The organism is Paraburkholderia acidiphila (assembly GCF_009789655.1).
GTDB lineage: Bacteria > Pseudomonadota > Gammaproteobacteria > Burkholderiales > Burkholderiaceae > Paraburkholderia > Paraburkholderia acidiphila.
Genome location: NZ_CP046911.1, coordinates 894259 through 918300 on the forward strand (window position 1 = coordinate 894259; position 24042 = coordinate 918300).

Below are 24042 nucleotides of genomic sequence, written 5' to 3' on the forward strand. Positions count from 1 at the left end.
CCATCCAGGGTTTTCTCGCATCCGTCCGGGCATCCTCTGCCTGCCGGTTGCCGGGTCTCACGCGACGCCCGGGAACCCGGCGACTGAAAGCAACACAGGTCAGATGCTGGCCTGGTTGACGCGCTTCATCAGCGCCTCGGCGCTTTCCTTGCGCTCGCTGTAGCGATCCACCAGATACGGTCCGATATCGCGCGTGAGCAACGTGAACTTCACCAGTTCTTCCATCACGTCCACGACGCGGTCGAAATAGGCCGACGGTTTCATGCGACCGGCCTCGTCGAATTCCGTGAACGCCTTGGCCACCGACGACTGGTTCGGGATGGTCAGCATGCGCATCCAGCGCCCGAGCACGCGCATCTGGTTCACCGCATTGAACGACTGCGAGCCGCCGCTGACCTGCATGACCGCGAGCGTCTTGCCCTGCGTCGGCCGCACTGCCCCGACCGAAAGCGGAATCCAGTCGATCTGCGCCTTCATGATGCCGGTCATCGCGCCGTGACGCTCCGGCGAGCACCAGACCATGCCCTCCGACCACAGCACCAGGTCTCGCAGTTCGGCGACCTTGGGGTGCGTGTCCGGCGCATCGTCCGGCAGCGGCAGGCCACTCGGGTTGAACGTGCGCACTTCGGCGCCCATCGCCGTGAGCAGGCGTGCGGCCTCTTCGCTCAGCAGGCGGCTGAACGAGCGCTCGCGCAGCGAGCCGTAGAGCAGCAGAATGCGCGGCGGATGCAAAGAGGCTTTCGCGGCCTGAAGCCGGTTGATATCGGGTACACGGAACAGCGCCGGATCGACCTGCGGGAGGTCGATCGCAAGGTCAATCGCCGAATCAGACATGCTTTGTTATCCTTACCATTCAGGCGCACTCGTACCAGTGCTTCGACCGGTTGACGATACGCACGACGAGCAGCATGACCGGCACCTCGATCAGCACGCCCACCACGGTCGCGAGCGCGGCGCCCGAGTGGAAACCGAACAGGCCGATTGCCGTGGCGACGGCCAGCTCGAAGAAGTTCGACGCGCCGATCAGTGCGGACGGGCAGGCAATGTTGTGCTTTTCGCCGACGGCGCGATTGAGCCCGTACGCCAGCGCCGAATTGAAGAACACCTGGATCAGGATCGGCACGGCCAGCAGCGCGATGACGAGCGGCTGCTTCAGGATGGCCTCGCCCTGGAATGCGAACAGCAGCACCAGCGTCGCCAGCAGCGCGGCGATCGACCAGGGACCGATCTTCGCCATCGCCGCATCGAAGGCTGCCTGCCCTTTGGCGAGCAGCGCCTTGCGCAGGATCTGCGCGAGGATCACGGGAATGACGATGTAGAGCACGACCGAGGTGAGCAGTGTCGCCCACGGCACCGCGATCGCCGAAATGCCGAGCAACAGGCCGACGAGCGGCGCAAACGCGACGACCATGATGCTGTCGTTCAGCGCCACCTGCGAGAGCGTGAAGAGCGGATCGCCGCCGGTGAGCCGGCTCCAGACAAAGACCATCGCCGTACAGGGGGCCGCCGCAAGCAGGATCAGGCCCGCGACGTAGCTGCCGAGCTGGTCGGCGGGCAGCATCGGTGCGAACAGGTGCTTGATGAAGAGCCATGCGAGCAGCGCCATGGTGAACGGCTTGACCAGCCAGTTCACGAACAGCGTGACGCCAATGCCCTTCACGTGCTGACGCACTTCATGCAGCGCGCCGAAGTCGACCTTGACGAGCATCGGAATGATCATCACCCAGATCAGCAGGCCAACCGGCAGATTGACGTGCGCATATTCCATCCGGCCTATCGTCTGGAACACGTCGGGCAGCACCTGGCCGAGCAGGATGCCAGCGACAATGCACAGCGCGACCCAGACCGTCAGGTAGCGCTCGAAGAAACTAATGGCCGGCTTCGAAGCGTTCTTGCGCGAAGCGGCGACGTTGGGGGTGTTCATGGGACCGCTCGATGGAAATGGGATCAGCTTTGCAGGATGTCGTTGAGTGCCTGCTGAAGCTCGGCATTGTCCAGACGGTCCATGGGAAGCTCGAGCAACTGCAACATGCGATAGCCGATGGCCTCGCGTGTGAGTTCGAATGCCTGACGCTTGCCTTCGTCGCCGCCGGGCGCATTCGACGGATCGGCATAGCCCCAGTGGACCTTGACCGGGCTGCCTGGCCAGAACGGGCAGGCTTCGGCGGCGGCGCTATCGCACACCGTAATGACGATGCGCATCTGTGGCGCGCCGTCCTGGGCGAACTCGTCCCAGCTTTTGCTGCGATAGCCTTGCGTATCGATACCCGCGTTCGCCAATGCTTCGAGCGCGAACGGATTGATGCGGCCGCTCGGCGCGCTGCCTGCGCTGAATGCACGCACGTCCTTGCCGAGTTTGCGCGCCCAGTGGTTCAGCATCCCTTCCGAGAGGACGCTGCGCGCGGAATTGTGCGTACAGAGAATGAGTACGTTCGTGGTCATGGCGAATGGTCTGTGCAGATGAGCAGGAGTGTGTAGATCGTGTTGGCCGCAACGCGCTCAGCAGCAAGCCGAACCAGCCGCTTTCACGGGAACGCCAACGGGTGTGCCGCGCGGGCCGCAGCACGCCGGCGCGCTTGACGGCTGTTCGGCCTGGCGACTCTCGCCGTAGACCGGGGCGCTGTCGAGCGTATGGAAGGACTCCCAGGCAATGCCTTGTGGATCGACGATCCAGTGCTTGTCGCTGCGCGCGTAGCAGCAGGTCGTTTCGCCCTGATCGAGCAGCGCCATGTCCGCGGCCTGCGCACGCTCGGCGAGCTCAGCGAGTTCTACCGTGTCGTCGACCTGGAAACCCAGGTGGTCCACGCCGGTTTTCGTGCCGCGCGTCGAGATCGCGAAGTTCACACGAGGGTCGTCCAGCATCCATTTCGCGTAATCCGTCTCGACGCGAGTGGGCTCTGCGCCGAACAGCTTCGAATAGAACGCGACACTGGCTGCGATATCGTCAACGTGGACGTGGATGTGAAACCGCTTCATGAAGGTTCTCCTTCAACATTGGCATGACCCTGCGCCCGACTCGAGACAAGCCTGCCCCTGGCAACAGTTTTCGGTCAGAAAGCCGAGGACAGCGTTCATCTGTTCATAGGCAGCCCGATAGATCAGGCTGCGCCCCTCGCGCTCCTGCGTGACCAGCCCCGCATGCATCAACTCCTTCAGGTGAAAGGAGAGCGTTGCGTTGGGAATATCGAGCTGCGTCGCGATGACGCCGGGCGTCAGTCCGGACGGGCCGGCTACGACCAGCATGCGGAACACGCGCAGACGCAGTTCGTGGGCAAGCGCTCCGAGAGCGCTGATGACATCTTTCTCTTCCATATTTCCAATATATTCGAAATGTAGAATCGATGCAAGCGCCCTCGCCCGATGAAACGCCCACCTGACTTTCGAACAGCGCCGGGTTGCAGGCGCCGCGCAGCGCATACGCCCGCCAGATCATTGGCCAAACCCCGCCCAAATCCGGTATAAATGCTCCCTGCCGACGAACCCGCCTTCGAGTGGGTTTTTTATTGCCCAGCGAAATTCCGATCCGGGCAGGTTGATATTTGGGGGGACTGTTCCATGAAGAAACAAGCACTCGCACAGCTGGCACTCGCTGCCATGGCAATCGGCATGACCGGCGCTGCACACGCCACCGATGTCAACGTAGGCATCAACGTCGGCACCCCTGTCGTGGTCGCACCGCCGCCTCCTGCCGTCGTCGTTACGCCGGGCTGGCATGGCGACCGCTATTGGGATGGCCACCGCTACTGGGAACGCGACGACTGGGAAAAGCACCACCATCATGACAAGGGCTGGCACTGCCCGCCCGGACACGCCAAGAAAGGCGAGTGCTGATCAGGCTGCGGCTCGACCTCGAAAGCGCGTAGCCCCTTTCAGCGCACCGATCCGGCCGCTTTCATTTTCGCTTCCCGACGCGGCCGGTCATTCAGGATCTGGTGACGCATGGGGTCGGTCATCTTCTTCCAGGCCCGGATCTCGTCGCGGGTGCGAAAGCAGCCGGTACAAAGGCCGCTTTTACCGCGAAACGCGCACACGTCGATACAAGGTGATTTCACCGCCATCGTTCACGCCGCCCCTTGCAGCGGATTCACTTCGACCGTGACGTGAGACAGGCTCCGGAAGCGACGAAGTGCGCGATGGTAGAAGTCCGGGCCGCGTGAAGCCTGGCGCGTTTCCACCGACACAACGGCGCTCAGGTGCCCGGGCCCCACACGCCAGACGTGAAGGTCGAGCACCCGGTCGCCGTTGTCCTCGATCAGGTTGCGCACGCCCTCGGCCGTGCGCTGATCCGGATTCATGTCCAGCAGAATGGCACCGGTATCGCGCAGAAGACTCCAGGACCAGCTCGCGATCACCACCGCGCCGACAACGCCCGCGAGCGGATCCATCCAAAGCCACCCGAACACGCGGGCAAGCAGCAGTCCGATAATCGCCAGCACGGAAACCGCGGCATCGGCAATCACGTGGGCATACGCCGCGCGGATGTTGTGGTCGCGTGTTGCCGCAGCGTGCGCGTCGTCATGGTCATGCTCTTGAAACTCGATTGCATGTTCGCCATCGGGAAGCTCGACGACGACCTTGAAGGCATGGGGTTCCGGAATGTCGTCCTTCGATTCCAGATAGCCTTCGCGCGCCACGAACTCGAACGTCTGCCGCTGCCCGTTTTCACGAACCGTCGTCATGCGCACGTCGGCGGGATCGCACGGGCCCGCCAGCGCCTGGATGCGGAAAACCGGCGGCACGCCGTCCTCGAAAATCGAAACGGTGAAGCGTCCGCCAGCCGTGACGATCTCGCGCGCCTCTTCATGATCGTGATCGTCGTGGTCGTGGCCGTGCCCATGGCTATGCCCGTGGCCATGGCTGTGCCCGTGATGGCCGCCGCTGAGCAGCCAGACACTGGCCAGGTTGACGAGCAGACCGACAACGGCAATGGGTATCGCCTCGCCGAAATGGATCGGGACCGGTGCAAACAAGCGCCGCACGGCCTCGTAACCAATCAGGAGTGCGATCATTGCGAGCACGATCGCACTGGTGAAACCGGCGAGGTCGCCCAGCTTGCCGGTTCCGAATACGAAGCGCGCATCGCTCGCGTGGCGGCGCGCATACGTGTAGGCGAGCGCCGCGATCAGCATCGCACCCGCGTGCGTCGACATGTGCAGTCCGTCCGCCACGAGCGCGAGCGAGCCGAACAGGCTTCCGCCAACGATCTCGGCGACCATCATGGCGCTGCACAGCGCAATCACCATCCAGGTGCGGCGTTCGTTGTCCTCGTGGGCGTTGCCGAGAAAAATATGGTCGTGCCCGGCCCCGAAGGCCGCATCTTCAAACCTGCTCATCACGTCTTTCACTTGAAGTAACTGTGAACCACTTCGATTAACTGTTCCCTGCCGCTCCCGTGCTCGTCGGCCGGCTCGGCGTCCACGAGATGCGTGCGGATATGGTCCTCGAGCACCACCGCAAGCAGTCCGTTCATCGCGCCCCGCGAGCTGGTGATGAGCTGGAGCACATCCATGCAACCCCGCTCTTCTTCCAATGCCCGCTCGATCGCCTCAATCTGCCCCTTGATTCTGCGAACCCGGTTGAGCAGCTTCTGTTTCTCGCGAATGGTATGGCTCAAGACGCCTCCGTATAGGGTAGGGGGGTATACTAGCACAGCGATTGGCGAGCCACTGACGTCCATGACAACGTCCGCCCTTTCCTCGTCGTAATCGCCTCGCATCGACCAGGCCGCGCCGCCAATTCGAAACAAGTGTAATCATCTGTTAGCGCGAACCAGGAAGGCCGGTTTTGCGGCCGGAAATGCATCGGCGCTTTGGTACGATCCGGCGTTTCGTCCATTGCGCAGCCACCGTGAACCACCCCTATGTGTCGCTATTTCGTGAACTCTGCGCACGCTGGGTGAACCGTGTCCGCTGGCTGGCTGGCGCAGCCGGCACGAAGGCGCGTGGTCTTTTTCGCGCGGCGCTGCGCGGCATTCGCCATCCAACACGCCGTGGCGTCGTCCTGACGCTGGCTGCATTGCCCGTGCTCTCGCTGGCCTACACGCTTGCCCTCGTTCCATTCACCCCGCGCCTGGGCGACATCCGCAAGGCCCGCGTCGACCGTCCCGCGCTGATCCTCTCCGCCGACGGCAATGTGCTCGCCGAGTTCAAGCCGGTCAACCGCGAGTGGGTCACGCTCGCCCAGATTTCGCCGCATGTGGTGAACGCGCTGATCGCGACCGAGGATCACCGCTTCTACCAGCATCACGGCATCGACCTGCGGCGCGTTGCGGCGGCCGCGCTCCATACGTTCACGGGCAGTCGCCAGGGCGGCTCCACGATCACCCAGCAGCTCGCCCGCAACCTGTATCCGGATGAAATCGGCCGCGCGCCGACCTTGACGCGCAAGCTCAAGGAAGCGATCACCGCGTTCAAGATCGAATCCGTGTACAGCAAGGACCAGATTCTGGAGACCTACCTGAACACGGTGCCCTTTCTGTACAACGCATACGGCGTCGAGATGGCCGCGCGAACGTACTTCGGCAAACCGGCCGCCGATCTCGATGTCCTCGAGAGTGCGACGCTCGTTGGCATGCTCAAGGCGAACAGCGCATACAACCCGGTGCTCAATCCCGATCGCGCACTGGAGCGCCGCAACACGGTGCTCGCGCAGATGGTGAAGTACGGCAAGCTCAGCGCGCACGCGTATGCCTGGCTCAAACGCCAGCCGATCAACGTGAATTTCGAGCCCCAGTCCGAGCAGGTTGGCGCGGCCCCCCACTTCGCAGCCCAGTTGCGCAAGTGGCTGTCTGCCTGGGCGGATAGTCATGGCTACAACATCTATTCCGATGGGCTCGTCGTGCGAACGGCCATCGATTCCCGGCTTCAGGCGATGGCAACGCAGGCGGTTGCCTGGCAAACCAGCCAGTTGCAGTCGATCGCCAATGGCGCGTGGAACGAGCGCACGGGTTGCTGGCCGGGCAACGCGCTGTTCCAGTCGTTCATCAGGCAGACGACGGAATATCGTTCGGCACGCGACACGGGCCTGACCGATGCGGACGCCATCAGGAAGTTGGCAACGGACGCGTCGTTTGTCGAAGGCCTCTGTCACAGCAAGACGCAGATTCAGGCCGGATTCGTCGCCATGGATCCGCGCAACGGCGACATCAAGGCATGGGTCGGCAGCCGCGATTTTCACGACGAGCCGTTCGACCATGTGCAGCAGGCGCGACGGCAGCCGGGCTCAACCTTCAAGGCGTTCGTCTACGGTGCCGCCTTTGCGGATGGCGCGCAGCCGGGCGACACGATCGTCGACCGCAACGTCGCGATTCCGCTGAAGGGGACGGCGGTATGGAAGCCGACCGATCCGGAGCCGCCAACCGGCCGGCCGATGTCGCTGCGCGACGCCTTTGCCTTTTCGCGTAACCGCGTGACCGCCCAGCTCATGCAGCGGGAAGGCGCCGGAAAAGTCGCGACGCTCGCGCGCAACATGGGCGTACGCGAGAGCGCGCTGGATCCCGTGCCGTCGCTCGCACTGGGCACGAGCCCCGTAACGCTCAGGGAGATGGTTTCGGCGTATTGCACGATCGCCGACCGGGGCGCCTATGTCGAGCCGCGCATGGTCACACGCATCGAGGATCGCAACGGCAACGTGCTCGCCGATTTCCCTGCCGCGCGGCCGGAGCCGGCGCTGCCCGCCGCTGCGGCACTGAAGCTCGTCGACGTGATGCGCGACGTCGTCAACCGCGGCACCGGTAGCGACATCCGCACACGTTTCGGTATTCACGCCGATGTCGGCGGCAAGACGGGCACAACGCAGGACAGCACGGACAGCTGGTTCATCCTGATCCATCCCCAGCTGGTTGCCGGTGCGTGGGTGGGATTCGACGACGCGCGCGTGACGCTGCGCAGCGACTACTGGGGTGAAGGCGCGCACAGCGCCCTGCCAGTGGTGGGCGCCTTCTACGACATGGCGCTGCGCGCACGGGCCATCGACTCGCGCGCGCAGCTTGCGCCAGGAAGTACTACGCCGGCTACGCCGCGCACAGGCCATGCGCGCAAGCGCCATCACTTCCTGTTCTGGAGCTTCTGACGCTTACGGCTGCTTTTCGAGTTTCACGATGGTCAGCGTGCCATTGACGTTTTCGACGCGCACCTTGACCTTGTCGCCTTCGTGAACCGCTTTGACCATGCTGCCATCCTTCGCCTTGAATGCCATGGTCATCGGGGGCATGCCGACGTTCTCCAGAGCCCCGTGCTTCAGGGTGACCATTCCGGTAGCGACGTCAACCTCCCGGACCTCGGCATCGGTTAGCGCAGCATTCGCAGCGACCTTCGTGACCACCGGCTTCGCAGCGGACATGGTCATGCCCGCCATATCGTCGCCAGCGAATGCAGGGGCTGCGACAATACCAGCAAGAGCCGCGACAGCAAGAATCGTCTTTTTCATTGTGTTTCCCTGGTTTGGGTTGAAGGCACAGTCGTGCCGGAAGCGACTCCATCAGGAGAACGAACCTCATCGCGTTGCCTCACGCGACGACGCTGCAGGAGGAACCAGGCGGCGGGGATCACGAACATCGAGAGGATGGGCGCGGTGACCATACCGCCGACCATCGGAGCGGCGATGCGCTGCATGACTTCCGAACCGGCGCCATGTCCGACCATGATGGGAATCAGGCCGGCAAGGACTACTGCAACGGTCATGGCTTTCGGGCGTACACGCAAGACCGCGCCTTCGCGGATGGCGTCGAGCAGCGTGGCCTCCGTCATGGACTCCCCAAGCTCGAGTCGCCGGCTCAGCGCGCCCTTCAGGTACAGCAGCATGACCACGCCGAACTCGGCCGCCACACCCGCGAGCGCAATGAAGCCAACCGACGTGGCGACGGACACCGCATGGCCCAGTATCCAGATGAGCCAGAAGCCGCCGACGAGCGCAAACGGCACCGTCGACATGAGCAGAAGCGCATCGGCCGCCGAGCCAAAGGTCAGAAACAGCAGCACGAAGATGACGGCAAGCGTCACGGGAATCACCGTGCGCAATTTCGCCGCCGCCCGTTCGAGGTACTCGAACTGCCCTGACCATGCAATCGAATAGCCGGGTGGAAGCTGCACCTTTTCTGCGACGGCGCGTTGCATCGCCTTGACTGCCGATTCCAGATCCACGTTGCGGATATCGACGTAGACGTAGCCTGAGAGGCGAGCGTTTTCGCTGCGAATCATTGGCGGCCCGTCGGCGATCCGGATATCCGCCACGTCGCCGAGCTGGATTTGCGCGCCCCGATCGGTCAACACTGGTAGCTGCCGCAGCTTTTCGAGCGAATCGCGAACCTCGCGCGGATAGCGGATATTGATCGGGAAGCGCTCGCGCCCTGCAATGACTTCGCCGACGTTGTCGCCGCCCACCGCCGTGGATACGACCGACTGAATATCGCCGACGGCAAGGCCATAGCGCGCCGCTGCCTGCCGGTTGATATCGACGTCGATGTACCGGCCGCCATTCAGTCGTTCCGCGAGCGCTGACGTCACCCCGGGAACGTCCTTCACCGCCGCCTCGACCTGCCCGGCCACCTTGTCGATTTCGTGCAGGTCAGGCCCGGCGATCTTCACGCCGACCGGCGTTTTGATACCCGTGGACAGCATGTCGAGGCGATTGCGGATGGGCGGCACCCAAACGTTCGACAGCCCCGGCACCTTCACGGTCTTATCGAGCTCGTCGACCAATTTCTCCGGCGTCATGCCCGGACGCCACTGGCTGCGCGGCTTGAACTGGATGGTGGTTTCGAACATCTCGAGCGGTGCCGGGTCCGTCGCCGTATCGGCACGACCCGACTTGCCGAACACGGTCGCGACCTCCGGCACCGTCTTGATGAGCCTGTCGGTCTGCTGCAAAAGCTCCGATGCCTTGTCTGCCGATATGCCAGGCAACGCGGTTGGCATGTACAACAAGTCCCCCTCGTCGAGCGGCGGCATGAATTCGCCACCGAGTCGTGAGAGCGGAATAGCGGTCAGCAGAAGCGCAACGGCCGCAAACCCGATCGCAACCCACGGGCGGCGCAGTGTGGCTTCGAGCATCGGCCGGTACAGGCGGATGAGTACGCGATTGATGGGGTTCGAGGTCTCATGCGGAATGCGTCCACGAATCAGATACCCCATCAGGACCGGCACCAGCGTGACCGAAAGGCCCGCAGCGGCCGCAATGGTGTAAGTCTTCGTGAAGGCCAGCGGAGAAAAGAGCTTGCCTTCCTGTCCCTCCAGAGAAAATACCGGGACGAACGACAGCGTGATGATGAGCAGCGAGAAGAACAGCGCCGGTCCGACTTCCGCCGCCGACGTCGCGATGAGTTCCCAACGCTGCGCGGTCGTCATCTGGCCGCCGGGATGCTCATGCTCGTACGCCTCGAGATGCTTGTGGGCGTTTTCTATCATCACGATGGCCGCATCGATCATCGCGCCGATGGCGATGGCAATACCGCCCAGCGACATCAGATTTGCATTCACCCCCTGATAGCGCATGACGATGAAGGCCGCCAGCACAGCGAGCGGCAGCGACAAAATGGCCACGAACGCGCTGCGCAGATGAAAAAGAAACACGGCGCAGACGAGCCCGACGATGATGAACTCTTCGACGAGCTTGTCCTTCAGGTTGACCACCGCGCGCTCGATGAGCTGCGAGCGGTCGTAGGTCGTGACGACCTCGACACCCGCTGGCAGCGAGCGCTTCAAGTCGGCGAGCTTTGCCTTGACCGCCTCGATGGTCGTCAGCGCGTTTTTGCCTGAACGCATGACGACGACTCCACCCGCCACCTCGCCCTCGCCGTTCAGCTCGGCAATCCCGCGCCGCATCTCCGGTCCGATCTGAATGCGGGCGACATCGCCGAGCAGAACCGGTGTGCCCGCGTCGTTGGTGCGAAGCACGACATGGCGAAAGTCATCGAGCGAGCGCAGGTAGCCCGACGAGCGAACCATGTATTCCGATTCGGCCAGTTCGACCACCGAGCCACCGGACTCCTGGTTTGCCTTGCCAAGGGCATCCGCCACCGTGGCCTCGGTCAAGCCGTAGGCACGCAGCTTGTCCGGGTCGAGCACGACCTGATACTGGCGCACCATCCCGCCGATGCTCGCCACTTCCGACACGTCCGGCACGGACTTCAGTTCGAACTTCAGGAACCAGTCGTTGAGTGCGCGCAGCTCTCCGAAGTCGTGCCGCCCCGTACGGTCGACCAGCGCGTACTCGTAGACCCACCCCACTCCGGTCGCGTCGGGCCCGAGCGAAACCGTCGCGCCTTGTGGAAGACGGCTCTGAACCTGGTTCAGATATTCGAGCACACGCGAGCGGGCCCAGTACTGGTCGGTTTTGTCATCGAACAGCACGTAGACGAACGCGTCGCCGAACGACGAGTACGCCCGGATCGTCTTCGCGCCTGGGACACCCAGCAAAGTCGTCGTGAGCGGGTACGTCACCTGGTCCTCGACGACCTGGGGCGCCTTGCCCGGATACGAGGCCTTGATGATGACCTGCGTGTCGGACAGGTCCGGCAATGCGTCGAGCGGGGTTTCCTTGAGCGAGTAGACGCCCCATGCCGCGACCAGCACTGTGGCCAGCAAAACCAGGAACCGGTTGTGAATGGACCAGCGTATGAGACGCGCAATCATTTGGCATCTCCCACGGGTTCGACCTTCGTGAGCTGATAGCCGTCGTCCGATTGCCTGAAGACGAAGTGGACGGTCTGGCCGGGTTTGACATCGGGAAATGCGCCGGATGACGGCTTGTTGAACGCCATCGTCATCGCGCCCCAGCCCAGTGCCGGCACCGGTTGATGCGAGAAGGTGATGTCGGCGGCGCTCACCTTTTCCACCTTGCCGGTAGTCTCGTAAGTCTGGGCGGCAACGCTCGGGACGGAAGCGGCGCTCGCGCCCGCAGCGCCTTCGAGTCGCGGGAGGACCGATTTCAGGCTGGCTTCCGAGTCGATCAGGAACTGGCCGGAAGCGACGACCGTCTCGCCATCGTTCAAGCCGCTGATGACCTCAGTGTCGCTGCCGACGTCGTTGCCAACCGTGACGACGGCTGGCTGCAGGCGGCCGTCCGCGTTCTTGACGATCACGACCGACCGCTTGCCGGTCGTGATGACGGCTTCGGACGGCACGAGCAGTCGCGAGACCGGCATTTGCGCATCGACGCGCACCCGCATCAGCATGCCGGGCGTGAGTCTCAACGCGGCGTTATCGATTTCAAGCCGCGCCTGAAGTGTGCGGCTCGTGGCGCTGATGCCGGGCAAGATCTCCCGAATTTGCCCCTTGAAGTGCTGTGCCGGGTCGCCGCTGAATGCCGCATCAACGCGCATGCCGGGTTGCACACGCAGGGCCAGGTTCTCGGGAATTTCGACGATGAGCCAAAGCTTCGCCAGGCCCGCGACCTTCGCAAGCGTCTGACCCGGCACGACCTGCGCTCCGTCGCGCACGTTCAGTTCGCTTAGGACACCTGTCTCTGGCGAGGCGAGGACAATGTGTGTCTGCGCCTTGCCTGTCCGGTCGAGACTCGCAATGACGCCATCGGGAATCGACAGCGCGCGCATCCGCGCCCGCGACGCCTCCAGCAAGCTGTTGTCCATCCCGCCGCGCTTGAGTGCGAGGTATTCCTCCTGCGGCGCGAGCCAGTCCGGTACGAAGACCGAAGCAATCGGCGCACCCTTCGCAATCCGCTGCATGGGCGCGCTGGCATACAGGCGGTCGATGTAGCCCGTGACGCGCGTCTGCACGACATTGGCCTGCGATTCGTCGAATTGCGTGGTGCCGACGGCATCGAAGCCTTCCGTCGTTTCCTCGCGCCGCACGGTTGCGTAACGGATACCGAGGTTCTGCTGCAGTCCCGGGTCGATTGCGATACCGGTCGAACCACCGCCTTCGTCCGCGTACACGGGCTCAAGCTGCATGTCCATGAAAGGCGACTTGCCGGGCTTGTCGAAGTGCTGGTTCGGCACCATCGGGTCGTGCCAGTAAAGCACGCTCCTCCCGGTCTTCGGGTCAGTCAGGTTGCTCGAACCCGACACAGCGACCGTGTTTGCACCCGAAGCCGACACATGCTGTGTGCCGACGAAATACCCGGTGCCTAGAAGCGCAGCGGCCATAAAAACCGCCGATATCGCGCGCATCAAAGGTTTTTGAGTCATGGTTTGCTCCTTCAATCGGCGGCGGCCATTGTCGTTGGCACAACCTGGTATTCAAGCTGGGCCCACGTCTGCGAAACCTCACGCTTGAGGTCGAGAACCTGAATCTGGGCGTCCAGTTGCGCCCGGCGGGCCGCAAACGTATCGGCAAGCGAACCGGTACCCGCCTGGTATGCCGCGACCGCGAGTTCGACGCGCTGGTCGGCGGCGGGCAACAGGGACTGCGTGAGATTCGCGATACGTTCGCGGCCGCTGGAGAGCGTTGCCGACGCGGTGCGAATATCGGCTTGCACCTGCCGGAGCGTGTCTTCGTACATCAGATGGGCCTTGGTCGCGAGTTCGGCCTTCTCCGATACATCGCGGTCCTCGCGGTCCTTCCGGTTGATCGGCAACGGAATGCGAACGCCGACCGACACCATGTTCGAGTACGCGCCGCCGCGCTGCTGGTACGACACTTCCCAGGTCCAGTTTGGGCTGCGCTCGCTGCTGGCGACCGCCGTGCTGGCGTCGGCGACGGCGATATCGTCGGCCGCTGCGACGAGCGCCGGTTGCACCAGCCGGAGTTCATCCGGTGGCAAGGAGGAGACGTACGACTCGGGCGCCGGCGGCTCGCCGGCCACATCGGTCGCAGGCGTCGCCGTCCAGCGCGACAGAACGATCAGCGCGCTCTGGTAGGTTTGCTGTGCCTTGAGCACCTGGTCTTGCGTCTGCGCCAGCATGGCCTGGCCTTGTACGACATCGGCGGCTGACGCCTTCGCGCCCCGGTATGACGCCTTCGTGGCGGCGAGTTCGTGCGTCATATGGCCCAGTAACGCCTGCTGGAGCGTCAGGGCCCGCTTTGCATAGATGGCGTTGAGCCACGCGGTCGCGGTCTGCTGGCGAACGTTGGCGAACTGTGCGAGATAGCCGGCCTGCTCGCGGTTCACGACCTCGCTGGCGAGGTCGGAACGAAGGCGGCGCTTGTCACGCGAGACCCATTCCTGCTCGATGCCGATGCGCCGCATCGTCATGAAGTCCTGGCCGATGGTGAATCGTTGCGAGCCATTGATCGGCAGGTTGTCGACGCCGGCCGCGAGCACCGGGTCCGGCAGTTGCCCTGCCCGGACGGCGGCTTCGGAACTCGCATGGACCGATGCTTGCGCGGCCTGCATGGCCGCGGAGTGGCCGGTTGCGGCCTGCAAGGCCGCGTCGAGCGTGAGGGGGGCTTCCTGGGCGCGCGCGGCGAAACCAGGCAGGATCAGCGCGGCGCAAATCGGGAGCGCGCGCAGCGAAGCACGCCGGCATAGCGGCGCGCCAATAGTGAAAGGCATGTTCTAACCCCAACGGGGGAGCCCAACAGGACTCCACGTCCTGGACACAGGACGACCTCGCCGCAAACGCGGCGAACCAGTCAAACGAGGGTTAGATGGCTTGGGGAGGTCGCCAGAGGCCGTCCGGCACGTGACCGGCGAACGACTCGGCGTAGTGGAAGACGACTTGTCTAGCGACCGCCATGGGGCGGGTAACGCTCGCCCGCGCGGGAGGGTAATAGATGCTCGCGAACTGACACTGGGCCGTGCCCTTGCACAAGCCACCCTTCGCTTTGCTCGCAGGCGCCGACTTCATCATGTTGCACCCGGACATCGCGGCAGACGCTGCGCCGTCGTCGTGCATCGGCAGCGACTGCTGCATCGGACATTCGCCCGCCATGCCGGTGGCTGCCAGCCCGCTCAGGGGCAGCATTGCGCACAGCAGCAAGACGAGAAAGGTCTGGAGAATGTTCATGGCGATGAATGTAGCCGGGCGATTCTATCGTGTTTGCGTTCAATTTGTCCGATGTTCATGCCCCTGCCTCCGGCCCACGAAAGCACGCTTCACATTGTGGAATGCATCTCGAATTTCCCGAACGCCATGATTCCATATTGTGAAAGCATGTTCTGCAGCGCAAAAACTACCACCTATCTCATTGATTAACAAAGAATAAATAACTCATATGTCTTATATAAGACTCTGCTGCGACGCATCAAGAAGCCCCTACAATTGAGTCATCCCGTTCGCTACGACAGACGCAGCGGCACGCTGAACCGGTTACTCAAACGCGCTTCATTCTTCAGAGACTCAGGAGATACTCATGGCCCAATATCAAGACGACATCAAGGCAATTGCTGGCTTGAAAGAGCAACAAGGCAGCGCCTGGAACGCGATCAATCCCGAATCGGCCGCACGCATGCGTGCGCAGAACAAGTTCAAAACGGGCCTCGACATCGCGAAGTACACCGCGAAGATCATGCGCGCCGACATGGCCGCCTACGACGCCGATCCGTCGAAGTACACGCAGTCGCTGGGCTGCTGGCACGGCTTCATCGGCCAGCAGAAGATGATCTCCATCAAGAAGCACTTCAACAGCACCGAGCGCCGCTACCTCTATCTGTCGGGCTGGATGGTGGCCGCGCTGCGCTCCGAGTTCGGCCCGCTGCCGGACCAGTCGATGCACGAAAAGACCTCCGTCAGCGCGCTGATCCGCGAGCTGTACACCTTCCTGCGCCAGGCCGATGCCCGTGAACTGGGCGGCCTGTTCCGCCAGCTCGACGCCGCAGAAGGCGCTGCCAAGGCCGCGATCCAGGAAAAGATCGACAACCACGTCACCCACGTCGTGCCGATCATCGCCGACATCGACGCGGGCTTCGGCAACGCGGAAGCCACCTACCTGCTGGCCAAGCAGTTCATCGAAGCAGGCGCATGCTGCATCCAGATCGAAAACCAGGTGTCGGACGAAAAGCAGTGCGGCCACCAGGACGGCAAGGTCACCGTGCCGCACGAGGACTTCCTCGCCAAAGTCCGCGCGATCCGCTATGCCTTCCTTGAACTGGGCGTGGACGACGGCATCATCGTGTGCCGTACCGACTCGCTGGGCGCGGGCCTCACCAAGCAGATCGCCGTGACCCACACGCCGGGCGACCTGGGCGACCAGTACAACTCGTTCCTCGATTGCGACGAAATTGCGGCCGATGCACTGGGCAATGGCGACGTCGTCATCAAGCGCGACGGCAAGCTGCTGCGTCCGAAGCGCCTGCCGAGCAACCTGTTCCAGTTCCGCGCCGGCACGGGTGAAGCACGCTGCGTGCTGGATTGCGTCACCGCCCTGCAAAACGGCGCCGACCTGCTGTGGATCGAAACCGAAAAGCCGCATATCGCCCAGATCGCCGGCATGGTCAACGAGATCCGCAAGGTCATCCCGAACGCCAAGCTGGTGTACAACAACAGCCCGTCGTTCAACTGGACGCTGAACTTCCGCCAGCAGGCGTATGACGCGATGAAGGCCGCAGGCAAGGACGTGTCGGCATACGACCGCGCCCAGCTGATGAGCGTGGAATACGACCAGAGCGAACTGGCAGCCATCGCCGACGAAAAGATCCGGACCTTCCAGGCCGACGCAGCGCGCGAAGCCGGCATCTTCCACCACCTGATCACGCTGCCGACGTATCACACCGCCGCACTGTCGACCGACAACCTGGCCAAGGAATACTTCGGCGACCAGGGCATGCTCGGCTATGTGGCTGGCGTGCAGCGCAAGGAAATCCGCCAGGGCATCGCGTGCGTCAAGCACCAGAACATGTCCGGCTCGGACATCGGCGACGACCACAAGGAGTATTTCAGCGGCGAAGCGGCGCTGAAAGCGGCAGGGAAAGACAATACGATGAACCAGTTCTGAGCCCGGCAGTCCCTCAGGCAAAACGCCAGCCCATACGGGCTGGCGTTTTTTTTTGGGCGAGATACGCCGCTATCCCCTTAGCGCATGCTAGCGCGCTTACTCTGCGGCCGTGTCATGCGCCGGCTTCGCCGGATGCTTCTTGTGATTCTTGTGGCTCTTGTGGTTCTCGTGCTGATAGTGGTGAGCGCCCTTGTGCGGGGCATTGTCATGAACCGTGCGCGCGTCCTGTTCGACGACGGGCTGCTGCGCCTGGGCGTCCCGTGCATGTTGTTCGATCTGCGAAGCGACATTGGCGTCGTGCGTTGTCACGATGCCGTTTTCCGGCGTCTGTGCCGATGCTGCGCCTGCCACGAACAACGAAGCGAGCAGCGCATAAGAGATTTTTTTCATGGTTAGTTTCTTCACGTTGATGATGATCGCGTGCCGTCCAGCAAATATTGCCGCGGCGCGCGAGCGGATTATCTACCGACGCACGAAGGAAAAGTGTCAAGGAAATTCAGACGATCAATCTTCATGCCCCTGATCCGAGACGGCGAGCAACTCAGCGCCCGGAGCGGCGCTTTTTGCCCTCAGCTGTCTGATCCGCCGAACCCGGAACGCGCGAGCGTCATCTTTCCAAAGCGTTCTATCCGGACCTGCTTCGAATGTGCGTAGGGCAAACCGAGCGCCTTCGCCGCCGCCCAGGACAGATCGATAACCCGCCCTGCGACGAACGGTCCACGATCGTTGATGCGCACGACGATCGACCTTCCCGTAGCCAGCAACGTGACACGCACCCAGGTGCCAAGCGGCAGCGTGCGATGGGCCGCCGTTAGCGCGGCGCCGTTGTAGCGTTCGCCGCTGGCCGTGCGGCGTCCCTGGAACTTCGACGCGTACCACGACGCCTCGCCTGACTGCAGCATGCTGCCTGACCCTCGAGCGCGGCTTGCCAGTATCGTTGCGCCCGCATCGTCTGCGGTGTCGTCCCCAGCCAATGGCGCACTCGACGAAGGCCCGGGGTCGGTGAGCGTGTCGCTCGACTCCGGATGGTCATGCGGAAGCTGCGCGCACGCAGTGACCAGGCCGCAGATTCCCAATATTCCCAGATAGCGAAGCGATATCACGATAGAAGCCCTTCAACGAAAGGCCCTTCTAACGGTCTCAAAAAAATCTGCGTTGACGATATGCCGCTGCCAAAACGGATCTTTAACCATTACTTGCATTCAGACGTGGGCATGTTTTCGAAGATGTTTAAATTTCGACATATATTGACGTTTCGAAGGGGTCCGAAGCATTGCTCCGGAAAATAGCTGTGGAATGAAACGCGATGCCCTGCTAAGAATGTCGCGACAAAAAACGCAGCCAGGTTCTGCTCGCGCCATTGCGTCCCGGCTCCGTGGCATGATGCCGGGATCGCCGCATCCCCATCGACTCACGCCCCGGAGCGAGCCCGTGCACGCCGACTTCCCACGCATCAACCCGCTTCGCCTGCTCGACGACCTCAAGACGCTGCGCAGTTTCGGCGCCACCGGCCCCGGCGTGGTACGCCTCGCGCTTTCGCCCATCGATATCGAGGCGCGCCGCTGGCTCGCCGCGCGCATGGCCGACGCAGGACTGGACGCGACCATCGACGGCGTCGGCACCGTGTTCGGACGCTCGCGCAAGCCTGGCCCCGCGCTCGTAATCGGCTCGCACACCGACACCCAGCCGACCGGAGGCTGGCTCGACGGCGCGCTCGGCGTGATCTATGGCCTGGAAATCGCGCGCGCGCTCGACGAATGCGCTGCAACGCGTGACTTCGCGGTGGACGTCGCGTCGTGGATCGACGAAGAGGGGACATTTTCGGGCTTCCTTGGAAGCCGCAGTTTCGTGGGCGAAGCGGTCGATACCTCGGTGCGAAACGCACGCAATCAAGGTGGTCTGTTGCTCGCCGATGCACTCGCGCAGGCGGGACTCGCGAATCTGCCGCGCGTTACGCTCGATCGCACGCGGCAACGCGCGTATCTCGAACCCCACATCGAGCAAGGCGGCCGGCTCGAAGCATCGGCGAAATCGATTGGCATCGTGACGACGATCGTCGGCATTCGCGAGTTTCAGTTGGGCTTCACCGGGCAGCGCAATCACGCTGGCACGACGCCCATGTCCATACGGCGCGATGCGGGCGCGGCGCTGGTCGCGTTCATCGCGCGTATCGACGATGCGTTTGGAAGGCTGGCGGACGCGGATACGGTGTGGACCGTCGGACGCATCGATCTGGATCCGGGTTCGTTCAGCGTCGTGCCGGGCAAGGCGCTGATGAACCTGCAGTTCCGCGATGCGAATCCCGAGCGACTGCATGCCATGGAACGAGCGCTTGTCGAGCTAGTCGATGCCTGGAACACACAACACGCCGTGCACGCGGAACTGATCGCGTGCGAAGGCGCCGAGGAACCGGTCACGATGGATCCTGAATTGCAGCAGCGGCTCGAAGAAGCGGCCGAAGCACTCGCACCCGGGCAGTGGACGTCTATGCCGAGCGGCGCGTCGCACGACGCACAGGTCATCGCGCCTCACATTCCTGCCTGCATGCTGTTCGTGCCGAGCATTGGCGGCGTCAGTCATGACTTCATCGAGGACACGGCGGAGCAGCATATCGTCCTCGGCTGCGAGGTGGCGGCGCGAGCGGCGGCGGGAATCGCCGAGGCGTTGCGGCGTTGATTCAGGGGTTGCGTGCGCGCGCGTCGTTGGCCACCCCGCCCTCCACTCGCGCAATGACGCTCTGGTAGTCGGCGGGCGTATCCATGTCGACGCAAAAACGGTCGTGCGCCGCCTCGTGCAGAAACACCTCGCCGCTGTGCTCGGCGATCAACTTGCGGCAGCCCGGATTCACGCGGCCGCCCACGACCTCGGGGCAATAACTCGACGCAAACACCACCGGATTGCCTCGTGCGCCCTGGAACATCGGCACGAGGATCGATCCGTACGGCATCGAAGCGTATGCCTCGATCAGTTCACGATAGTCGGCCGCTTCGAGCACCACCTGATCGGCGAGGCAAATCATCACGGCGTCACACAGCGCCTGCAGCGCGGCAACGCCGCTCGCGACCGAAGTCATCTGTCCTTCGCGGTAGCGTGGGTTGCTCTGAAAACGCACGTCGAGGCCGTCGAGCGCTTCGAATACGGCCCGGCCGTTGAATCCGGTCACGACGACCACCTCCTGCGGCTGTGCCGCAACGATCGCGCGCACGACGCGCCGCACGGCTGGCTCGCCGCACACTGGCAGCAACAGCTTGTGGCGGCCCTCCATGCGCGAGGACAGGCCCGCCGCAAGCACGACAGCCGAAAACGTCGCGCGACTCATCGCTTCTCCGCGTGAAGGTCGTCCCCAGCGTTCAAATAACGCTCGGGCGCGCGCTCGAACTCGGTCTTGCAGCAATCGCAGCAGAAATACACCTTCTGACCGCCATATTCGACAACATGCTTCGCGTTCGTGATCTCGACGCTCATCCCGCACACGGGATTCACGTAGCGCCCCGCCTGCGCCTCCGGCACGGGTGGCGCGCCGAGCGCCTCGCACGGCGGCAAGGGCGGTACGCTTTCCGTGGCGATCGTGGCCGTCTGCGCCTCGGTCTGTGCGCGCGCTGCCGCCTCGGCGATCTCATGCCGCAAGGCGACGAGTCCCGCCACGGCGCCAAGCGCAATCTCCTGCGGCGTGTGGGCATGGATCGCCGGCCCCGCCGGCGCGTGCAGCGCCGCGAGCCGGGCCTCGTCGATGCCGCGCAGGCGCATGGCCTCGCGCAGCCGCTCGGCCTTTCTGTGGCTCGCGATCAGGAGCACCGCCACCGCGCCGCTGCGCAACGCCGCTTCGAGCGCATCCTCGTCGCGCTCCCCTTGTGTCGCGATCAGCACGAACGACGTGCCGGCGCGGTCCAGCGCAGCGGCGTCGAAGCCCGCTTGCCCGGCGCGCGCAGCCTCGCCCGCCAGGTTCGCGCGAAACCCGACGCGCCGTGCGAGCACACATGCCTCGTGTGCGGCGGGCGTCGCGCCGAGCACGGCCACGAGCGGCGCGGGCACGGTGGGCTGGATAAAGAGTTCCAGCCCACCGTTGCTCGCGCACGGCATGGCATGCGCCTCGACTCCGGCCTCGTCTTTGGCGTCGGCTGGCGCCGGTTCGTTGCTGATCCGCACGCGCCGCGGCTGCCCCGTGCGCATCGACTGGCGCGCGGCCTCGATGACGATCGTCTGCGAGCAGCCCCCGCCTACCCAGCCATGCAGCGCGCCGTCGGCCTCGACCAGCGCCTGGGCGCCGACGCACGTCGAGGTGGGCGGCGCCGCACGGATCACGGTGACGACCGCGAACGGCGTGCCTGCATCGATCAGCCGCTGCTCGAGTTGCAGCAGATCCGCGGCTTCCGGTAGGGTCTCGCTCGATTTCGCATAGACATTCATTGCAGCGCCTCGAGAATTTGAGGAAAGATCCGTTCGAGCCCCGCGAGATCGCGGGCGCCGGCAAACAGGTCGAGATGCGGCAGCGCGGCTTGCATGCCCGCGCTGACGGGTTCGAATCCGGGACGCTCGGCGAGCGGGTTGAGCCAGACGAGCGAATGGCAGCGCCGCCGGATCGCCGCCAGCGACTCGCCGAGCTGTGTCACGTCGCCGGCGTCGTAGCCGTCGCTGACGATCACGACCGCGGTGCGCGCATGCAGCAGGCGCGGCGCGTAGTGCTCGTTAAAGCCGACCAGACTCTCGCCGATGCGCGTGCCGCCGGCCCAGCCCTCCGAGATCAGGTGCAGACGCTCCTGGGCGCGGCGCGGATCGGGGTCGCGCAGCGCTTCGTCGACGCAGACGAGCCGCGTATGGAAGACGAAGCTGTGCACATCGGGCAAACGCCCGCTCAGCACGCGCGCGAGCCGCAGGAAAAAGAAGCTGTAGAGGCTCATTGAGCGGCTCACGTCGAGCAGCATGACAATGCGCGGGCGCTGCCGGCGCTTGCGCCGCCAGCCGAGTTCGACTGGCAGCCCGCCACGCGAGACGCTGCGGCGCAAGGTCCAGCGCAGATCGATCGTGCGCCCGAGACTCGCGCGTTGCTCGCGGCGCATCTGGATGCCGCGCAGGCGCTGCGCGAAGCGGCGGATGGCGTCGTCGATGGCGAAGAGTTCGCTGCGATCGTTCAGGTGGCGGAAGTCCGCGTGCGATAACGACGCGGTGCGCGTCGCGCCTTCGTTCGCGGCGGCGCCCGCTTGCGCCGCGCCGCTGCCGCTGCCTGCGAGCGAAACCGGCGTACCCTCGCTCGCATCGGGCGGCCCGCTCGCCGTGTCGTCGCACGCAAGCGGCCCCGCGCCGCCAGCACGGGTTTCGGCGAGCTTGCGCCGGTTCGGCGCGAGGAAATACGCGTCGAACAGGTCGTCGAAGCGGCGCCACTCCTGCGCGCGCGAGCACAGCAGCGCACGCAGGCTCCAGCGCAGCACATCGCGCTCGGTCTGGCCCATGTGGTTTGCCACTTTGAGCATGGCGGCAACATCGGCGTTCGTCACGCAAAACGCATTCGTGCGCAGCCAGCCCGCGAAGCCCGCATAGCGCGCAACGAGGTGATCGGCGAGATCGCCCGGCGCCGCGCCGCGCGACGTGCTGTCGATTCCGCTCAGCATGACGCCACCAGCTTTTCCACTACCGGCCGCGTAAGACTGGCCTGATCCTCGCGCGTTTTCACGAGCGCGGCGAGCGAATCCATCACACGGTCCACCCCGTTTTCGTCGAGCGCGCTCACGCCAAGACGCAGCAGCGCGGCCACCCAGTCGAGCGTTTCCGCAAGGCCTGGCTTGCGGCGCAGCGCCATCTCACGCACCCCATGCACGAATTCGACGATCTGGGCCGCCAGCGCCTCCGGCACCTCGGGTACCTGGGTCCGCACGATCATGAGTTCACGCTGGAACGACGGATAGTCGACGTACTGGTAGAGGCAACGGCGGCGCAGCGCGTCGGAGATCTCGCGCGTGCCGTTCGAGGTCAGGATCACGTAGGGCCGCTCGGTCGCGCGGATCACGCCAAGCTCGGGAATCGAAAGCTGGAAATCCGACAGCAGCTCGAGCAGGTAGGCTTCGAACGCCTCGTCGGTGCGGTCGATTTCGTCGATCAGCAGCACGGGCGCGGGCGTGGTCGTGATGGCTTCGAGCAAGGGGCGCTTGAGCAGATAGCGCTCGGAGAAAATGTCCTGCTCCTTGTCGCGCAGCGGCCGCGCGTCCTGCTCGAAGAGCTTGATGGCCAGCAGCTGGTGGACGTAGTTCCACTCGTAAAGCGCCGCGTGCGCGTCGAGTCCTTCATAGCATTGCAGGCGGATCAGCGGGGCGTCGAGCAGGCGCGCCAGCGCCTTCGCGACCTCGGTCTTGCCCACGCCCGCTTCACCCTCCAGCAATAGCGGGCGGCGCATTTCCATCGTGAGCAGCAGCGCCGCCGCGAAGCTGCGCTCCACGATGAACCGGTGGCCCGCCAGCTGCGCCTGCAGCGCGAGGACGTCCGGCATGCGGTCGATCGACGTCATGGCGTCCCTCAGTGTTCCTCAGCGGCCCTGCGCCTTGCGCGTGAAGTGACTGCGCAGCCAGTCGCGCACGATGGCCCACATGAACGCAATGCCGTTTAGCTCGGCGGCTTGCGCAGGCGGCGCCGCGGCCGCTCGTGCAACCGGAGCCATTGCCGTCGCCTCGTCGGGCGCAGTGGCCCCGCCGGCCGCGTCCGCTTCAGCGCCTGGCGCACCCGGCGCTTCCTGCGGCGGCGCCATCGCGCTCAGCCGAGCCGAAAAGTTCGCGACGAACTGCTTGAGCAACTGCTCCGACACCGGCCCCATGAGCCGCCCGCCCAGCGCGGCGGCCTTGCCGCTCATCGTCACCTCGCTCTTGCCGGTCAGCGTGCAGGTTTCGCCCGTGGGCTCCACGCTTGCCGTGAGATCCATCGTCGCCGCCGAGCTGCCGGTCGAATCCGTGCCTTTGCCGAGCAGATGCAGGCTGCGCGCCGCGGCGTCGAGCGCGAGCACTTCGATGTCGCCCTTGAACGACATCGTCGCCGGCCCGAGCCGCACCGTAATGGTTCCTTTGTAGTGCGTATCGTCCACGCGCTCGGTGATCTTCGCGCCCGGCATGCAGCCGGCCACTGCCTCGATGTCCTGCATCAGAGCCCAGGCGCGGTCGGCGCTCGCGTCGAGCGGAAATGCCTTGTCGAGTACGACTTTCATTCCGGACTCCTCATTCTCGTGCGCTTC

General features: G+C 64.2%; 24 protein-coding genes. 4 read left to right on the plus strand and 20 right to left on the minus strand.

From position 1 onward, the window contains the following. Positions 1 to 99: 99 nt before the first annotated feature. Genes arsH through FAZ97_RS28330 form a run of 5 tightly spaced genes read right to left on the minus strand, consistent with a single transcriptional unit; the run spans position 100 to position 3312 of the window. Positions 100 to 834 (minus strand): arsenical resistance protein ArsH, encoded by a 735-nt coding sequence (arsH, locus tag FAZ97_RS28310; protein WP_158762016.1) that lies wholly within the window; start codon positions 832 to 834, stop codon positions 100 to 102. 19 nt (positions 835 to 853) lie between these two features. Beyond that, the gene (arsB, locus tag FAZ97_RS28315) at positions 854 to 1924 is read right to left on the minus strand and encodes an ACR3 family arsenite efflux transporter (RefSeq protein ID WP_158762018.1); all 1071 of its coding nucleotides are present in this window, start codon (positions 1922 to 1924) and stop codon (positions 854 to 856) included. Between the two features lie 23 nt (positions 1925 to 1947). Further along, on the minus strand, positions 1948 to 2442 hold the full coding sequence (locus FAZ97_RS28320; protein ID WP_158762020.1) for an arsenate reductase ArsC: 495 nt from the start codon (positions 2440 to 2442) through the stop codon (positions 1948 to 1950). 57 nt (positions 2443 to 2499) lie between these two features. Continuing rightward, positions 2500 to 2976 carry an ArsI/CadI family heavy metal resistance metalloenzyme gene (locus tag FAZ97_RS28325; protein WP_158762021.1) on the minus strand — a complete coding sequence of 159 codons (477 nt, stop codon included), beginning with the start codon at positions 2974 to 2976 and terminating at the stop codon, positions 2500 to 2502. Positions 2977 to 2988: 12 nt separating this feature from the next. Further along, positions 2989 to 3312, minus strand: coding sequence for an ArsR/SmtB family transcription factor (locus FAZ97_RS28330; protein ID WP_158762023.1), 324 nt, complete (start codon positions 3310 to 3312; stop codon positions 2989 to 2991). Between the two features lie 243 nt (positions 3313 to 3555). Here FAZ97_RS28330 and FAZ97_RS28335 point away from each other — a divergent pair, with 243 nt between their 5' ends. Continuing rightward, positions 3556 to 3831: a hypothetical protein gene (locus FAZ97_RS28335; protein WP_158762025.1), complete on the plus strand. Its 276-nt coding sequence runs from the start codon at positions 3556 to 3558 to the stop codon at positions 3829 to 3831. A gap of 38 nt (positions 3832 to 3869) precedes the next feature. Here FAZ97_RS28335 and FAZ97_RS28340 read toward each other — a convergent pair whose 3' ends face one another. Genes FAZ97_RS28340 through FAZ97_RS28350 form a run of 3 tightly spaced genes read right to left on the minus strand, consistent with a single transcriptional unit; the run spans position 3870 to position 5614 of the window. Further along, on the minus strand, positions 3870 to 4058 hold the full coding sequence (locus FAZ97_RS28340; RefSeq protein ID WP_158762027.1) for a DUF1289 domain-containing protein: 189 nt from the start codon (positions 4056 to 4058) through the stop codon (positions 3870 to 3872). Between the two features lie 3 nt (positions 4059 to 4061). After that, entirely contained in the window at positions 4062 to 5333 is a 1272-nt protein-coding gene (gene dmeF, locus FAZ97_RS28345) for a CDF family Co(II)/Ni(II) efflux transporter DmeF (protein ID WP_158762029.1), read from the minus strand. A gap of 8 nt (positions 5334 to 5341) precedes the next feature. Further along, the gene (locus FAZ97_RS28350; protein WP_158762030.1) at positions 5342 to 5614 is read right to left on the minus strand and encodes a metal/formaldehyde-sensitive transcriptional repressor; all 273 of its coding nucleotides are present in this window, start codon (positions 5612 to 5614) and stop codon (positions 5342 to 5344) included. Positions 5615 to 5847: 233 nt separating this feature from the next. Between FAZ97_RS28350 and FAZ97_RS28355 the strand changes: the two genes are divergently transcribed. After that, positions 5848 to 8070: a penicillin-binding protein 1A gene (locus FAZ97_RS28355; RefSeq protein ID WP_233271858.1), complete on the plus strand. Its 2223-nt coding sequence runs from the start codon at positions 5848 to 5850 to the stop codon at positions 8068 to 8070. A gap of 3 nt (positions 8071 to 8073) precedes the next feature. Here FAZ97_RS28355 and FAZ97_RS28360 read toward each other — a convergent pair whose 3' ends face one another. The 5 genes from FAZ97_RS28360 to FAZ97_RS28380 all read right to left on the minus strand — a co-directional run bounded on the left by FAZ97_RS28360 (position 8074) and on the right by FAZ97_RS28380 (position 14905). After that, positions 8074 to 8427, minus strand: a complete 354-nt coding sequence (locus tag FAZ97_RS28360; RefSeq protein ID WP_158762034.1) for a copper-binding protein — start codon at positions 8425 to 8427, stop codon at positions 8074 to 8076. Then, entirely contained in the window at positions 8424 to 11630 is a 3207-nt protein-coding gene (locus tag FAZ97_RS28365) for an efflux RND transporter permease subunit (RefSeq protein ID WP_158762035.1), read from the minus strand. Before FAZ97_RS28365 ends, FAZ97_RS28360 begins: the two co-directional genes overlap by 4 nt. After that, entirely contained in the window at positions 11627 to 13144 is a 1518-nt protein-coding gene (locus FAZ97_RS28370; protein WP_158762037.1) for an efflux RND transporter periplasmic adaptor subunit, read from the minus strand. Before FAZ97_RS28370 ends, FAZ97_RS28365 begins: the two co-directional genes overlap by 4 nt. Before the next feature lie 11 nt (positions 13145 to 13155). Then, a complete protein-coding gene (locus FAZ97_RS28375; protein ID WP_158762038.1) occupies positions 13156 to 14451 on the minus strand; it encodes a TolC family protein in 1296 nt (431 codons plus the stop codon). A 91-nt stretch (positions 14452 to 14542) separates the two neighbouring features. Continuing rightward, positions 14543 to 14905 carry a hypothetical protein gene (locus FAZ97_RS28380; protein ID WP_158762040.1) on the minus strand — a complete coding sequence of 121 codons (363 nt, stop codon included), beginning with the start codon at positions 14903 to 14905 and terminating at the stop codon, positions 14543 to 14545. Positions 14906 to 15251: 346 nt separating this feature from the next. Between FAZ97_RS28380 and FAZ97_RS28385 the strand changes: the two genes are divergently transcribed. Continuing rightward, positions 15252 to 16832, plus strand: coding sequence for an isocitrate lyase (locus FAZ97_RS28385; RefSeq protein ID WP_158762042.1), 1581 nt, complete (start codon positions 15252 to 15254; stop codon positions 16830 to 16832). A 96-nt stretch (positions 16833 to 16928) separates the two neighbouring features. On the opposite strand, the gene FAZ97_RS28390 is transcribed toward FAZ97_RS28385, so the two are convergent. Both FAZ97_RS28390 and FAZ97_RS35735 read right to left on the minus strand, forming a co-directional pair. Then, positions 16929 to 17222, minus strand: a complete 294-nt coding sequence (locus FAZ97_RS28390) for a hypothetical protein (RefSeq protein ID WP_158762044.1) — start codon at positions 17220 to 17222, stop codon at positions 16929 to 16931. A gap of 179 nt (positions 17223 to 17401) precedes the next feature. After that, on the minus strand, positions 17402 to 17734 hold the full coding sequence (locus tag FAZ97_RS35735; protein WP_158762046.1) for a septal ring lytic transglycosylase RlpA family protein: 333 nt from the start codon (positions 17732 to 17734) through the stop codon (positions 17402 to 17404). Between the two features lie 529 nt (positions 17735 to 18263). On the opposite strand from FAZ97_RS35735, the gene FAZ97_RS28400 reads away from it, so the two are divergent. After that, complete coding sequence (locus FAZ97_RS28400; protein WP_158762047.1) at positions 18264 to 19508, plus strand: Zn-dependent hydrolase; 1245 nt, start codon at positions 18264 to 18266, stop codon at positions 19506 to 19508. 1 nt (position 19509) lies between these two features. Here the strand turns inward: FAZ97_RS28400 and FAZ97_RS28405 are convergent, their stop codons facing one another. Genes FAZ97_RS28405 through FAZ97_RS28425 form a run of 5 tightly spaced genes read right to left on the minus strand, consistent with a single transcriptional unit; the run spans position 19510 to position 24015 of the window. Continuing rightward, positions 19510 to 20151, minus strand: coding sequence for a nucleotidyltransferase family protein (locus FAZ97_RS28405; RefSeq protein WP_158762049.1), 642 nt, complete (start codon positions 20149 to 20151; stop codon positions 19510 to 19512). Beyond that, the gene (locus FAZ97_RS28410; protein ID WP_158762051.1) at positions 20148 to 21239 is read right to left on the minus strand and encodes an XdhC family protein; all 1092 of its coding nucleotides are present in this window, start codon (positions 21237 to 21239) and stop codon (positions 20148 to 20150) included. Before FAZ97_RS28410 ends, FAZ97_RS28405 begins: the two co-directional genes overlap by 4 nt. Next, entirely contained in the window at positions 21236 to 22438 is a 1203-nt protein-coding gene (locus tag FAZ97_RS28415; RefSeq protein WP_158762053.1) for a vWA domain-containing protein, read from the minus strand. Before FAZ97_RS28415 ends, FAZ97_RS28410 begins: the two co-directional genes overlap by 4 nt. Next, positions 22432 to 23328 carry an AAA family ATPase gene (locus tag FAZ97_RS28420; protein WP_158762055.1) on the minus strand — a complete coding sequence of 299 codons (897 nt, stop codon included), beginning with the start codon at positions 23326 to 23328 and terminating at the stop codon, positions 22432 to 22434. The genes FAZ97_RS28415 and FAZ97_RS28420 overlap by 7 nt, the downstream gene beginning before the upstream one ends. 18 nt (positions 23329 to 23346) lie before the next feature. Continuing rightward, positions 23347 to 24015: an SRPBCC family protein gene (locus tag FAZ97_RS28425; RefSeq protein ID WP_158762057.1), complete on the minus strand. Its 669-nt coding sequence runs from the start codon at positions 24013 to 24015 to the stop codon at positions 23347 to 23349. Positions 24016 to 24042: the final 27 nt, after the last annotated feature.